Origin of the sequence: Stenotrophomonas sp. 17(2023), assembly GCF_030345315.1 — a bacterium.
GTDB lineage: Bacteria > Pseudomonadota > Gammaproteobacteria > Xanthomonadales > Xanthomonadaceae > Stenotrophomonas > Stenotrophomonas acidaminiphila.
Genome location: NZ_CP128405.1, coordinates 1,665,350 through 1,678,688, shown reverse-complemented (window position 1 = coordinate 1,678,688; position 13,339 = coordinate 1,665,350). Strand labels below are relative to the sequence as shown.

The following is a 13,339-nucleotide window of genomic DNA, read 5'->3' as shown; positions in this document are numbered from 1 at the left end:
GCGTCACCGGTCCGCCCTACTGTGGCCGCGCGGCGGGTTTGTCCGCCGCCTTCTGTTCCTGCGCGGCGGCGGCCCGCGATTCGGCGATGCCCACCGCGCGCGCGGCCGCGGCCTTGTCGTCCTTCTGCAGCGGCTGCCACTCCTCCCCTTCCGGCAGCAGCCAGCCACCGGCGAAGCCGGCGCGCTCCAGGCCCTTGCGGATGTAGGGGTTCTTCTTCATCACGTTCCAGACGAACTCGTCGCGGTAGTTGGCGATGCCGGCCAGTATCGGCCCCTGGTCGATGGCGATGTAGTCGCTGGCCACCCAGCCGCGGTCGGGGATCAGGCGCCCGGTCTTGAGCGGGATGTCGTAGTCGAAACTGGGGTTGAACGAGTCCAGGAAGCCGTAGCTGGAGTACAGGTAATCGCCATAGCGCCGGTGCATTTCCTGGGTGGCGGGAATCACCACTTCCGGCGCGAACGGCAGCGAGGAGATCGCCGCCGACGGCACGATGGTGCCGTCGTCGAAATTCTCGCGCAGGCCGGCGCCGCGCGCCGAGTAATGGCGGAACTGGCGCTGCTCGCCCTTGTATTCCTGGGTGGTGTTCTGCGGGCCGTCGCCGGCGGTCAGCCCCCAGACGTTCTCGCCATACTCCTTCCACTGCATCGGGTTGGCGATGGCGTACTCGCGCTGGGCCAGCGTGGCGCGGCGGCTGTTGAGGAAGTAGTCGATGCCGCGCTCGCGCATGTAGGCATCCTGGATGTCGCGGAAGTCGATCCAGACGTGGCTGTACTGGTGGCCGAACAACGGCCCGAACGACAGGTATTCCTGTCCCTGGAACACGCCCCAGTCGTTGTCGTAGGTACGCGTCCACACCGTCCACGCATCGGGCTCGACAGGATGCGTCGGCGAGCCCAGCGCCAGCACGTAGAGCATCATCGCTTCGTTGTAGCCCATCCAGTCGTGCTGGATGAAACCACTCTCGGGGAACCAGCCCATCGACACCAGCGGTTTGTTGCGCTGCAGCCACTGCCAGTCCACGCGCCGGTAGAGCGTGTCGGCGATCCTGCGGATCTCCTTCTCGCGCGCGTCGTCGCCATCGTAGTAGGACTGCGCGAACAGCACGCCCATCAGCAACAGTGCGGTATCCACGCTGGACAGCTCCACCCAGCTGTCGTAGCGGCGGCCGTCGTGCATGTCCAGGAAGTGGTAGTAGAAGCCCTTGTAGCCGGCCTTGCCGGTGCGCTGCGGGCCGGTCGGCACGTCGCGCAGGAAGCGCAGCGTGGTCAGGGTTCGGTCCACCGCCTGGGTGCGGCTGACCCAGCCGTTCTCGATGCCGATCGGATAGGCGGTCAAGGCGAAACCGACCGAGGCGATGCTGGCGAACGGACGCGACGGATAACGGTCCGGCGTGAGCCCGTTGCGCTCGTTGGTGGTGTCCCAGAAGAACTGGAACGTGCGCCGCTCGATGTCGTCGAACAGCGGCGGGAGTTCGGGTTTCATCGGCCGCGGCGGCAGGTCCGGCTCGATCAGGATCACCTGGGGCACCACTTTCGGGGTCGGCTCGGGCGCCTTGCCGCACCCGCCCAGGAGGCCCAGTGCGAGCCCGGCGGCGGTGCACAGCAACAGCTTGGTGGTACGCGGGATGCTCAAGACGCTTTCCGTTGGTGGAACCGTGGGATGGAGGCTGGCGCGGCGGCGGCCCGGCCGCCATTGCCGGCGGCCGGGCGCGTGGCCTTACCAGTCCAGGCCGAAGGACAGCTTGAAGGTGCGGGTGGCGTACTGGTCCCAGCTGTTGATCACGCCGGTGTTCCAGTTGATGCCGTACCCGCCCCAGTTGGTCCAGTTGAACACATTGATCACGTCGGCACGGACCTTGAGCTTCAGGTCGGTGCCGGTGTCCCAGGTCTTGGTCAGCGACATGTCGAACTGCTTGAAGCCATAGGTGCCGTCCGGCTCCCAGCTGCGTGGACGCTCATAGCCGCTGGTGCCGTCGACGTCCCAGCGCTTGGTCTTGCTGGCCAGGGTCAGCTTGCCGGCAACGCTCATGCCCCACGGCAGATCGGTAAAGCCACTGACCACCACGCGGTGGCGCGGCGTCCACGCGCCGTCATACCAGCCTCCGCCGGGGAAGTACCAGCCGTAGACCGGATCCTTCTCGTGGATGTTCTGCCTGGCATCGGTGAAGGTGTAGGCGACATTGAGATTCCACGGGCTCTCGGCCGTGTATGGCTTGTCGGCACTGAGCAGCAGTGCGTTGCTCCTGGACTGGAAACCGTTGGTCGCCAGGATCAGCCCGCCCAGCCCCGGCAGCCCGCCACCGCTCCAGGGACTGCCGGAGGCGTTGTAGTAGCTGCCGTCGCCACGGCGGTTGCCGCGCATGATCAACAGGCCATCCTTGTAACGGATGTGCTGCAGGGTCGCCGACGTGTTCCAGTCGTGGCCCGCGAGCTCGAACGTGTTGCGGATGCCAAGGCTGACCTGGTCCGAGTACGGTGTCTTCAGGTCGTTGTCGAACATCCATACCTCGCGGCCGGCCTGGGACGAATTGGCCAGCGACATCAGGTATTCGCGGTCGAGCAGCTGCGGGTTCCAGGCCAGGCAGTTGGATGCGGCCGGGTCGCAGGCGTGGCCCGGCGAGTTGATCATGAACTCGCGGGTCGGGAATGTGGCCTTGGTCAGCTCCAGCTGCAGGTAATCGAACAGGTTGCGGTCGTAGGAGCGGCCGATGCCGCCGAACAGCACGTGGCGCTCGTCGCCGCTGAGGTCATACGAGAACCCGATGCGCGGCTGGATGGCGCTCTTGAACGCCTTGCGGTTGTTGCCGGTGCTGATGAAACGGTTGATGTCGATGCCGCCCAGCGCCAGCGTCTGCGCATAGGTCTGGCCCACCGCGGCGCCTGCCTGCGGATCCTGGGTATTGAGCGAGGCCAGCACGTCGGCGCTGGTCGCGTAGTCCAGGTAGGAGGGGGTTTTCTCGTAGTCCCAGCGCAGGCCGAGGTTCAGGATCAGGCGATCGGTGACGTCCCAGTCATCCTGGATGTAGAGGCCGAACTGCTTGTTCTTCGAGGTGACGGTACCGCCGCTGGTGCCGATGGCCGGGCTGCCGAAACGCACGAAGTACGGCACCATGCCGCCCTGGTTGATGTCGTAGTAGAACTGCGGGTTGTACGGCTGCTGCTCGGTGGTCTCAAGGTCCACCTGCTTGTACTTGATGCCGAACTTGACGGTATGGCCTTCCCAGCCGAAGAACGTGGTGTCGTTCTGCATCGACCAGCCCTTCTGCCCCTTGTTCTGCAGGCCGCCGTTGCCCGCGCCGATGCGGAAGATCTGCCTGCCGTCGTTGGACGAGCCGTCGGTGAGCACCATGCCGTTGCCGTAGTTGGCCGGCTCCATGCTCCAGAACGCCTTCTCGTAGGTGAGGTGGGCGTCGTTGAGCCAGTTGCTGTTGGAGAACTGCCAGTGCAGATCGTAGCGGTCCTCGTTGACGCCGACGTCGGTGCCGTAGCTGCGCGCGCTCTGGCCGCCGACATTGCTGATGTCGCTTTCCTCGCGGCGCTTGTAGCTCAGGTCGACCACGTTCTCGTCGTTGATCGACCAGTCCAGTTTGCCGAAGTACAGATCTTCCTTGAACGGCGTGCTGGCCGCGCCCAGCTGGTCGCGCCAGGCCTGCGGCAGGTCCGCGGCGGTGCGTCCCTCGCCCGGGGTCAGGTCCTGCGGGGCGTTGTATTCCTTGGCCTCGTAGGTGACGAAGAAGTGCGCCTTGTCCTTGACGATCGGGCCACCGAACGCCGCGCCATACTGCTTTTCGCCCGAACGGGTCTTGCCGGCGCCGTTCTTCTCGCCCTCGCGCGATTCGCGCCAGTTCTGGTTGGTGTAGTCCCAGAAGAACGAGCCGGAGAAATCGTTGGTGCCCGACCGGGTCGCCGCGGTCACCGCCGCAGAGCTGATCTGGTCGTACTCGGCCTTGTAGTTGGAGGTGATGACCTTGTACTCGCCGATCGCCAGCTGCGGGAACGGGTTGCCGCGGCTGGAGTCCTGGCCGGTCAACCCGCCCTGGGTGACGTAGTTCTTCTGGCCGACGCCGTCGATGTAGACGTTGACGTTGTTGGCGCTCTGCACGCCGCCGCGCAGTTTGGTGGCGCCGTTGGCCGGGTTCTGCTCGAAGCTCATGCCCGGCACGGTGTCGGCGAAGGCCAGGAAGTTGCGCGTGGCCTGCGGCAATGCCTGGATCTGCTGCGGTGTGATGTAGGTGGCGATCTCCGAGGTCCGGGTCTCGATCGGCGCCTGCGCCGTCACCTGTACCGCGTCCAGCGTGGTGGCGCTGCCGCCGGAGGTTTCGGCCATGCCGCCGACGCCGAGGTTGACGGTCGCGGTCTGCCCGACCTGCACGGTGATGTTCTGGCTGCTGGTCTTGCCACCGGCGGCGACGTCCACCCGGTAGGTGCCCGGCGGCAGGCCGGCCAGCGAGTAGCTGCCATTGGCGCTGCTCTGCACGCTGCGGGTCAGGCCGGTGGCGAGGTTGGTCGCGGTCACCTGCGCCTGACCGGCCGGGGCCGAATCGGCCATCACCTGGCCACGGATGGTGGCGCCGGTGCTCTGCGCGAACGCCGGCGCGGCGCCAAGCAGGAGGCAACTTGCCAGCGCACAGCTGAGCAGCCTGCGGGCGGGATGTGTCTTGCGGGTAGCGGGATGGTTCATGTTGCTCTCCGGGTGCGGCAGCGCGGCTGCCATTCGGTTTGTTCGGGCGCCTTGCCGCCGGGGACTCCGGCGCATCGGCGGTGGATCAGGAAACCTCTCGTCGGGACGTCGAGTCGCGCACGATCAAGCGGGGGACGAGTGTCGTTCCAGCGCCCCCTTCCGATGCATCGTCACGGTCGATCAGGTGCAGCAGGTGCGATGTCGCCCGCCCGCCGAGATCGGCGATGCTGACCTGCATCGTGGTCAAGGAGGGGTGAACGAAACGTGCCAGCGGGATGTCGTCGAATCCCGCCAGCGCAACCTGCTGCGGCACGCGGACGCCCGCCTGGCTGAAGGCGTACAGGCAGCCCAGCGCCATCATGTCGTTGGCCGCGAACACCGCATCGGGCAGGCGCGGTTCGCGCAGCAGTGCCTGCCCGGCCGCGTACCCGGATGCCTCGTCGAAGCCGCCTGCCAGGACCCTGCCCTCGGCGGCGGCGGATGCGGCCATGGCGTCCTCGAAGCCACGCTGGCGCTCGCCGGCGTCATGGTTGCCGTCGGGGCCGGCGATGAAGGCGATGCGGCGATGGCCGGACTCCAGCAGGTAGCGGGTCATGGCTAGGGCGCCGGCATGGTCGTCGATGCCGAACGCCGGGTACTGGCCATCCACCACCGGCGTGTTGATCAGCACGGTAGGCAGTGCCGGCGGCAGGTTGTCCATCAGGAAGCCGGCGTCGGCCGTATAGGGCGACATGACCAGCAGGCCGTCGACGCGGCCACGCATGGCCTGCAGGGCAACGCCCTGCTGCTCCCGGTCGCCGTGGTAACTGGAGACCAGCAGGTGCCAGCGGTGCATGCGCGCGACGCCGTCGATACCGCGCATCAGTTCGGAAAAGAACTCGCCATGCAGGTCGGGCAACACCAGGCCGATGGTCTGCGTGCTGCGGCTGCTCAGGCTGCGCGCAGCCGCGTGCGGGGCGTAGCGGAGCCGGCGGGCCACTTCCAGCACCTGCTGGCGTACCGGTTCGGCGACGTTCTCGTGGCCGTTGAGGGCACGCGACACGGTGGCGACGGAGACCTTCGCCTCACGGGCAACATCCTTGATGGTGATTGCCGGTTTCGCCACCGCCATACCCTCCGCAGACCGGGGTCGCGGCGACTGTAAGCGTTTCCATGCCGATTTGTAAACAATTTGTTACAGGCGATCCCTCACCCGACAGGGCCGCCCCGGCGCGCCCGCGATCCGTCCCGGACAGGGCGCATGGCCCCGTCCGCCCCCACCCCGGTTCAGGCGTCGGCTTCGGCCGGTGTCCGCGCCTCGATCGACAGCGCGTGGATATCGGTCTGCATCATCCCGCCCAGGGCGGCGTACACCGCACGATGGCGCGCCAGCGGCGGCTTCCCGGCGAACGCCGTGCTGACGATGCGCACATTGAAATGCCCCCGGCCGTCGCGCGCGCCGGCGTGGCCGGCATGGCGATGGCTGTCGTCCTCCACCTCCAGCCGGGTCGGGGCGAACGCGGCCTCCAGCGCCGCCCGGATCTGCTCGACCCGGCTCACGGCAACACCTTGCGGAACGGCCGCACGTCGACCCGCTGGTAGACGCCGGCCGCCACGTAGGGGTCCGCACCGGCCCAGGCGCGGGCCGCGTCCAGGTCGTCGAAGCTGGCGATCACCACGCTGCCGCTGAAGCCGGCCGCGCCCGGGTCCTCGGCGTCGATCGCCGGACAGGGGCCGGCCAGCAGCAGCCGCCCCTGCTCCTGCAGCGCCTGCAGCCGCGCCAGGTGCGCCGCCCGCGCGGCCAGGCGCGCCGCCAGAACATCCTGCCCGTCGTAGCCTTCGATCACATACCACACGGCTCGCCGCTCCCTTGTCCGCTGAATGATGGCCGGCAAGTCTAGCGCCTGGACGCTGGACACCGCCCGGCCGGGGCGATTACTCTTTACGCCATTGCACGCAGCCGGCCTGTAACGGCCCGGAGCGGCGGCAGGCAAGGCCACCGCCGTCCGACCGATCCGCGATTCCGTCCCGGACTGTGTAGACGACCTCCTCGCGATGACGTTGCCGCATGACAGCGCGGCATGTCGCGTTGTTGATGTGCACGCACGCCGGACAGGCGCGCATGGCTTTCAATCCAGAAGGCTGGACCCTGTCCCGGGCGGGAACCCGGAACGTAAAGGCTCGCAACACCCGATGTCGCCCTGATGACTTCAGAACTCGCGCCCGTCGCGAACCCGCCAGCGCCGCCCACCGTTCCGCAGCAGCAGGAAATGCCGCTGGCGGTGGTGCATGGGCAGCCGGTCCTGCAGATCCCGCAGGACCTGTACATCCCGCCGGATGCGCTGGAAGTCATCCTCGACGCCTTCGAAGGCCCGCTGGACCTGCTGCTGTACCTGATCCGCCGGCAGAACCTGGACATCCTGGACATCCCGGTCGCCGAGATCACCCGCCAGTACGTCGAGTACATCAACGTCATGCAGGAGCTGCGCTTCGAGCTGGCGGCCGAGTACCTGGTGATGGCCGCGATGCTGGCCGAGATCAAGTCGCGCATGCTGCTGCCGCGCCCGCCCAGCCAGGATGGCGAGGAAGCCGACCCGCGCGCCGAGCTGGTGCGCCGGCTGCAGGAGTACGAACGCTTCAAGCAGGCCGCCGAGGACATCGACGCCCTGCCCCGCCAGGACCGCGATACCACCCCGGCCCACGCCTTCGTGCCGGACCGGACCACGGTGAAGGTGCCGCCGCCGGTGGACCTGAAGGAAATGCTGCTGGCCCTGCACGACGTGCTCAAGCGCGCCGAGCTGTTCAGCGGCCACGCCATCAAGCGCGAGGCACTGAGCGTGCGCCAGCGCATGGGGGACGTGCTGGAACAGCTCGAGGACGGCAAGTTCTACCGCTTCGAGACCCTGTTCACCGCCGAGGAAGGCAAGCTCGGCGTGCTGGTCACCTTCCTGGCGCTGCTGGAACTGGCCAAGGAACAGCTGCTGGACATCGTCCAGGAAGCGCCGCTGGCGCCGATCTACGTGAAATCGCTGGCCGCCGGCAACACCAACGCGCCGCTGCAGTTTTCGAGCGAATTCGACGACGCCGACACCACCGACCCCGCCTGAGCGACATTCCCGACACATGGATCAACCGCTGATCAACCGCATCGTCGAAGGCGCGCTGCTGGCCTCCAGCCAGCCGCTGACCCTGGCGCAGCTGCAGGAGCTGTTCCCCGAGGAGCAGCCGGCGCCGCCGGGCAGCGTCGAACGCGCGCTGGAACTGCTGCGCGAAGGCTGCCAGGGACGCGGCGTGGAGCTGGTCGAGGTCGCCTCCGGCTTCCGCTACCAGATCACCCGCGAGGTGCATGGCTGGGTCTCGCGGCTGTGGACCGAACGCAAGACCCGCTACACCCGCGCCACCCTGGAGACGCTGGCCCTGATCGCCTACCGCCAGCCGATCACCCGCGGCGAGATCGAGCAGGTGCGTGGCGTGGCGGTCAGCAGCAACATCATCCAGGCGCTGGAAGAGCGCGAATGGATCCGCGTGGTCGGCCACCGCGACGTGCCCGGCAAGCCGGCGCTGTTCGGCACCACCCGCGCGTTCCTGGACTACTTCGGCCTCAAGCGCCTGGACGAACTGCCGCCGCTGTCCGAACTGCGCGACATCGGCGAACTGGAGCCGCAGCTGCCGCTGGGCGACGACGGCCAGCTGGCCGCCCCGCTCGCCGCCGCCGCGGCCACCCCCGAAGCCGCCGCAGCGGACGATGATGCCGGCCACGGCGACACCGACACCGCGGCAGCCCCGGACGACGGGGACGCCGCACCCGACACCGCCCCCACGGGCGAACCCGACGCCGCGCCGGGAGAGCGCGCGGCGGAAGTGGAAGACACCGGAAACAACGCCGTCGCGACGACGACCGTGGCTGTTGACGAAGCCGATCCCGAACCTGAGGCCGACGAAGAAAGCGCCGGCCGGAGCCAAACAGAATGAGTGACACCCCCCGCAAGCCGTCGTTGAACAAGCTCTCGCTCAAGCGCGAAGCCGCTGTCGAGCAGCCCCGGCTGGAAGAACGCCTGCACAAGGTCCTGGCCCAGGCCGGCCTGGGCTCGCGCCGCGCGCTGGAGCAGCGCATCGCCGACGGCCTGGTCAAGGTCAACGGCGAGACCGCGCAGACCGGCATGTCGGTCAAGAGCGGCGACAAGATCGACCTCGACGGCCGCAGCTTCGTCGCCAGCGCGCTGACCGACCCGTCGCGCGTACTGGTCTACAACAAGCCCGAAGGCGAAGTGACCACCCGCGAGGACCCCGAAGGCCGCCCGACCGTGTTCGAGTCGCTGCCGCCGCTCAAGGGCGCGCGCTGGATCGCCATCGGCCGCCTGGACATCAACACCACCGGCCTGCTGCTGCTCACCACCGACGGCGAGCTGGCCAACGCCATGATGCACCCGTCGTTCGAGGTCGAGCGCGAGTACGTGGTGCGCGTGCGCGCCCCGGAAGGCCAGGAAAAGGTGCCGGACAACGTCGTCGACCGCCTCGCCCGCGGCGTCGCGCTGGAAGACGGCCCGGCCAAGTTCGACGAGATCGAACGCATCGGCGGCACCGACTCGCATGACTGGTTCCGGGTGGTGGTCAAGGAAGGCCGCAACCGCGAAGTGCGCCGCCTGTGGGAATCGCAGGGCTGCCAGGTCAGCCGCCTCAAGCGCACCCGCTACGGCAAGGTCGAACTGCCGCGCGAATTGCTGCGCGGACAGTCGGTGGAACTGCCCAATGCCCAGGTCGAGGCGCTGCGCGCCGAGCTGAAGCTGGAAGAAGGCGCGCCGTCGGCGCTGACCCTGCAGCCGGTGATAGGCCAGCGCAAGGCGGCCAAGACCACCGTGCGCGTGCGCGAAGGCGGCCGCGGCAATGCCTACGTCAACGGCCACAACACCGCCGACGAAGGCCGCGAACTGCGCCGCTTCGACACCCTGCGCGAAGACCGCGGCCGTGGCCGTGGCGGCAAGGGCGGCGGCTTCAAGGGCGGCCTGACCGTCAGCGGCGAAGCGGCGGCCAAGCAGTCGCAGAAGCCGTTCAAGCAGCGCAAGCCCAAGGGCGACCGCAGCCTGCCGGAAGGCAATCCCGCCGCGTTCCGCACCTGGTACGTGCCCGAAGGCGTGAGCACCGGGCCCAGCGGCCACCGCAACGCCGGTCCGTCCGGCAACCGCGGCCCCGGCCGTGGCCCGGCCGGCGAAGGCCAGGGCCGCCCGTACGGCAAGCCGCGCCCGGGTGCCGGCGGCGCCGGGCGCACCGGCAGTGGCCAGGGGCGTCCGCAGGGCGGCGGCCAGTCCGCCGGTCAGGGGCAGGGCCAAGGCCAGGGTCAGCGCAAGCATCCCTACGGCCATCCGGGCAATGCCCCGAGCTTCCCGTCCGACCACGCCAACCCGGGCTTCAGCCCGTACGGCGCGCGTCCGGCCGGCAACCGTCCTTCCGGCGCGCCGCGCGGCGGCAACCGTCCCGGCGGCAGCGGCCGTCCGGCGGGCCGCCCGGGCGGTGGTCGTCCCGGCGGTGGTGGTCGTCCCGGCGGCGGCGGTCGCGGGCCGCGCGGCGGCTGATGCGCAGGCCGGCCGCCACGGCCCGCCTGCCCGCGCATGACTGCGAACGCCCGGCCCAGCGCCGGGCGTTCGCGTAGGGGCGCTACACGCCCGTTGCCGCAGTCGCTGTCACCCGGCGTGAGCGGGCCGCGGGTGATGTTGGGCGCGTTGCCCGCGGCGGACGGACGCTGCGGCCGCCACGCCGGTCACGCGCACACCGGCTCAGCGCCGTTCGATCACGAATTTTCCGAAACCCACGCCCAGATCCCAGCCACGGCCGGTACCGGCCAGGGCCAGCGAAATGTCGCCCTTGGTCACCACCTGGGCGTTGCTGGAACGGGATGCGCCGGCATGGACCTCGGCCCCACCGTAGGTGCCGATCAGGTCGTTGACGCTATAGGCGCCGGTGAACTTGCCGCGGCCATCGCTGACCGTGGACTTGCCGACCGTCAGGCCGCCGCCCTTGGCACGGATCTTCACCGGGATGCTGGCGCCGTTGTCGCAGGTGATGGTGCCGTTGCCGGTGGCGGTCTTGTAGAAGATCGACCAGCCGGACAGATTGAAACGCAGTTCGCAGTCGATGTTGCCGGCCGCGTGCGCGGACGGCGCAACGACACCAGCCGCCAGCAGCAGGGCTCCCGCCAGGATCTTCATGGTTCGTTCTCCACTCGCAAGGGACGCGGCGAGCCTAGCAGCGCGCCCGCGTCCGCAGACAGGTACCGGCCGCGCCATCCGGCCGGCGTTCAGCGTCGCCCCGGGTCAGCCCAGGGTGAAGGCATCGGCATCGAGCATCGCCGGGAAGCGCTCGCGGTGCTCGGCCAGCGCCTGCGCCGAGACCACGGTGGTCACCACCTGCTCGCGCTCGCGGATTTCCACCTGCGGCTGGCCCAGGAAGTCGATCAGCGCGCTGTCACCTGCGTAATGCAGGCCGTTGCCGTCCACGCCCACGCGGTTGACCACGGCCACGTAGCACAGGTTCTCGATCGCCCGCGCGCGCGCCAGCGTGCGCCAGGCATGGGCGCGCGCCGACGGCCAGTTGGCGACGAAGATCTGCAGGTCGAAATCCATCTGCCCGGGGCGCTCGACGTCGTAGCGGTTGCGGCAGAACACCGGGAAACGCAGGTCGTAGCAGATCTGCGGATTGATCCGCCACCCCTTCAGCTCCACGCACAGGCGCTCGCGCCCGGCGGCATAGCGCTTGTGCTCGCCGGCATAGCGGAACAGGTGGCGCTTGTCGTAGTGCCGCAGCTCGCCATCGGGCGTGGCCCACAGCAGGCGGTTGAAGACCCCGCCATCGACGCGCAGCTGCACGCTGCCGGTGACCGCCGCGCCCAGTGTACGGGCCTGTTCGCGGATCCAGCGCACGGTCGCGCCGTCCATGTCCTCGGCCTTGTCGATGGCGTCGTTGGAAAAGCCGCTGGTGAAGGTCTCCGGCAGGATCACCAGGTCGGTGCTGCCGGCCAGCGGCGCCAGCAGGGCCGCATAGTGCCCGCGGTTGCCTGCCGGGTCGTGCCAGCGGGTGTCGCCCTGTACCAGTGAAATACGGAGGTCATTCATCGGTATCACCCTCACCGTCATAAGGCACGAACGCGAGGTCGTAGCCGAAAGGATTTCCGCGCGGCGGCTGGTCCGGCGGTGTCTCGTGGATTTCAACCCGCCCCGCCATCTCGAAGCCGACCTTGCCGCAGATGAAACGGAGCATGTCCACGGCCTCGTCCGCATCCGTGGCCCATCCCTTCATCGCCATCACCGCCGGCCCCGGACGGCATTGGAAGCCGTCCGTGAGCGCGCCGGCAACGCGGTCGGCGACGAGCGAATAATGCTGGAATGGCGTGGTGGCGCGCCCATAGCGCAACTTCAGTTTCCAGTCGTTGCCAAGCGGCTCCTCGGTCACAGCTTCACCAGGCGCTCGATCGCCGCATCCAGCGTGGCGTCGTTCTTGGCGAAGCACAGCCGCACCAGGCGCTGCCCGGCCGGCGCGGTTTCGTAGAACGGCGACAGCGGGATCGCGGTGACGCCCTTGTCGATGGTCAGCCACTTCACGAACTCATGGTCCGGCAGGTCGCTGATGGCCGAATAGTCCACCAGCTGGAAGTAACCGCCCGGCACCGGCAGCGGCTGCAGCCGCGTGGTCAGCAGCTGCTCGCGGAACCGGTCGCGCTTGGCCTGGTAGAACGCACCCAGTTCCAGGTGGTGCTCCGGCTCATCGCGGATCATCGCCGCGAAACCATACTGGGCCGGGCCGTAGGTGGTGAAGGTGTTGTACTGGTGCACCTTGCGGAACTCGGCGCTCAGCGCCGGCGGGGCGATGGCGTAGCCGATCTTCCAGCCGGTGCAGTGGTAGGTCTTGCCGAAGCTGGAGATCACGAAGGCGCGCTCGCGCAGCTCCGGGTAGCGCAGCGCCGATTCGTGGCGGGCGCCGTCGTAGACGATGTGCTCGTAGACCTCGTCGGAGATGAGGTAGATGCCGGTGCCGCGCAGCACGTCGGCCAGCGCCTGCATGTCGGCGGCCGAGAGCATCGCGCCGGACGGGTTGTGCGGGGTGTTGACCATCAGCATGCGCGTCTTGGGCGTGATCGCCGCGCGCACCTTGTCCCAGTCCACGGCGAAGGTCCGCGGGTCCAGCGCCACATGCACCGCGCGCGCGCCCGCCAGGTCGATGGCCGGCTCGTAGCAGTCGTAGGCCGGATCGAGCACGATGACCTCGTCGCCGGCCCGTACCACCGCATGGATGGCGTTGAAGATCGCCTCGGTGCCGCCGGACGTCACCGTGATCTCGGTGTCCGGGTCGACCTGCGCGCCGTAGCAGTCCAGTACCTTCTGCGCGATGGCCTGGCGCAGCGGCGCCACGCCGGTCATCGGCGCGTACTGGTTCAGGCCCTCGCGCATGGCCCTGGCGGTCTCGTCGATCAGGCGCTGCGGCGCCGGGAAATCCGGGAAGCCCTGGCCCAGGTTGACCGCGCCGTGCTCGGCGGCCAGCTGCGACATCACGGTGAAGATGGTGGTGCCCACCTTGGGCAGCTTGGTCTGCGGTTGCATCGATGCGTCGGCGTCGGGGGAAGGGAAACGACGAGTTTACGCAATGCCGGCGGCAACGGCCGCCCGGCCCGCGCTTCGGCACCGGCGGCAA

12 protein-coding genes are annotated in these 13,339 nt (G+C 68.8%); 3 read left to right on the top strand and 9 right to left on the bottom strand.

The features are described 5' to 3' along the window. Window positions 1-16: 16 nt before the first annotated feature. The 5 genes from QQA12_RS07505 to QQA12_RS07485 form a co-directional block, all read right to left on the bottom strand. Complete coding sequence (locus QQA12_RS07505; protein ID WP_225546741.1) at window positions 17-1,579, bottom strand: glucoamylase family protein; 1,563 nt, start codon at window positions 1,577-1,579, stop codon at window positions 17-19. A 138-nt stretch (window positions 1,580-1,717) separates the two neighbouring features. Beyond that, on the bottom strand, window positions 1,718-4,681 hold the full coding sequence (locus QQA12_RS07500; protein WP_226050355.1) for a TonB-dependent receptor: 2,964 nt from the start codon (window positions 4,679-4,681) through the stop codon (window positions 1,718-1,720). Between the two features lie 85 nt (window positions 4,682-4,766). After that, entirely contained in the window at window positions 4,767-5,786 is a 1,020-nt protein-coding gene (locus tag QQA12_RS07495) for a LacI family DNA-binding transcriptional regulator (RefSeq protein ID WP_226050354.1), read from the bottom strand. 161 nt (window positions 5,787-5,947) lie between these two features. Further along, window positions 5,948-6,220 carry a BolA family protein gene (locus QQA12_RS07490; RefSeq protein ID WP_056932666.1) on the bottom strand — a complete coding sequence of 91 codons (273 nt, stop codon included), beginning with the start codon at window positions 6,218-6,220 and terminating at the stop codon, window positions 5,948-5,950. Beyond that, window positions 6,217-6,516, bottom strand: a complete 300-nt coding sequence (locus QQA12_RS07485; RefSeq protein ID WP_054665152.1) for a YciI family protein — start codon at window positions 6,514-6,516, stop codon at window positions 6,217-6,219. Before QQA12_RS07485 ends, QQA12_RS07490 begins: the two co-directional genes overlap by 4 nt. Before the next feature lie 348 nt (window positions 6,517-6,864). Here QQA12_RS07485 and QQA12_RS07480 point away from each other — a divergent pair, with 348 nt between their 5' ends. Genes QQA12_RS07480 through QQA12_RS07470 form a run of 3 tightly spaced genes read left to right on the top strand, consistent with a single transcriptional unit; the run spans window position 6,865 to window position 10,230 of the window. Then, window positions 6,865-7,767: a ScpA family protein gene (locus tag QQA12_RS07480; protein WP_054665149.1), complete on the top strand. Its 903-nt coding sequence runs from the start codon at window positions 6,865-6,867 to the stop codon at window positions 7,765-7,767. A 16-nt stretch (window positions 7,768-7,783) separates the two neighbouring features. Further along, entirely contained in the window at window positions 7,784-8,632 is an 849-nt protein-coding gene (scpB, locus tag QQA12_RS07475; RefSeq protein ID WP_226050353.1) for an SMC-Scp complex subunit ScpB, read from the top strand. Then, a complete protein-coding gene (locus tag QQA12_RS07470; protein ID WP_226050352.1) occupies window positions 8,629-10,230 on the top strand; it encodes a pseudouridine synthase in 1,602 nt (533 codons plus the stop codon). The genes scpB and QQA12_RS07470 overlap by 4 nt, the downstream gene beginning before the upstream one ends. Before the next feature lie 201 nt (window positions 10,231-10,431). Here QQA12_RS07470 and QQA12_RS07465 read toward each other — a convergent pair whose 3' ends face one another. The 4 genes from QQA12_RS07465 to QQA12_RS07450 all read right to left on the bottom strand — a co-directional run bounded on the left by QQA12_RS07465 (window position 10,432) and on the right by QQA12_RS07450 (window position 13,248). Continuing rightward, a complete protein-coding gene (locus tag QQA12_RS07465; RefSeq protein ID WP_054665142.1) occupies window positions 10,432-10,863 on the bottom strand; it encodes a hypothetical protein in 432 nt (143 codons plus the stop codon). 105 nt (window positions 10,864-10,968) lie between these two features. Next, a complete protein-coding gene (locus tag QQA12_RS07460) occupies window positions 10,969-11,766 on the bottom strand; it encodes an amidohydrolase (protein ID WP_226050351.1) in 798 nt (265 codons plus the stop codon). After that, the gene (locus QQA12_RS07455; protein ID WP_226050350.1) at window positions 11,759-12,103 is read right to left on the bottom strand and encodes a hypothetical protein; all 345 of its coding nucleotides are present in this window, start codon (window positions 12,101-12,103) and stop codon (window positions 11,759-11,761) included. Before QQA12_RS07455 ends, QQA12_RS07460 begins: the two co-directional genes overlap by 8 nt. After that, window positions 12,100-13,248 carry a pyridoxal phosphate-dependent aminotransferase gene (locus QQA12_RS07450; RefSeq protein WP_054665134.1) on the bottom strand — a complete coding sequence of 383 codons (1,149 nt, stop codon included), beginning with the start codon at window positions 13,246-13,248 and terminating at the stop codon, window positions 12,100-12,102. Before QQA12_RS07450 ends, QQA12_RS07455 begins: the two co-directional genes overlap by 4 nt. Window positions 13,249-13,339 lie beyond the last annotated feature (91 nt).

What these genes read in the sequence shown, in the direction of transcription:
- QQA12_RS07450 (WP_054665134.1), bottom strand. Translation starts at nt 13,248, where the DNA reads ATGCAACCGCAGACCAAGCTGCCCAAGGTGGGCACCACCATCTTCACC.
- QQA12_RS07480 (WP_054665149.1), top strand. Translation starts at nt 6,865, where the DNA reads ATGACTTCAGAACTCGCGCCCGTCGCGAACCCGCCAGCGCCGCCCACC.
- QQA12_RS07465 (WP_054665142.1), bottom strand. Translation starts at nt 10,863, where the DNA reads ATGAAGATCCTGGCGGGAGCCCTGCTGCTGGCGGCTGGTGTCGTTGCG.
- QQA12_RS07470 (WP_226050352.1), top strand. Translation starts at nt 8,629, where the DNA reads ATGAGTGACACCCCCCGCAAGCCGTCGTTGAACAAGCTCTCGCTCAAG.
- scpB (WP_226050353.1), top strand. Translation starts at nt 7,784, where the DNA reads ATGGATCAACCGCTGATCAACCGCATCGTCGAAGGCGCGCTGCTGGCC.
- QQA12_RS07460 (WP_226050351.1), bottom strand. Translation starts at nt 11,766, where the DNA reads ATGAATGACCTCCGTATTTCACTGGTACAGGGCGACACCCGCTGGCAC.
- QQA12_RS07500 (WP_226050355.1), bottom strand. Translation starts at nt 4,681, where the DNA reads ATGAACCATCCCGCTACCCGCAAGACACATCCCGCCCGCAGGCTGCTC.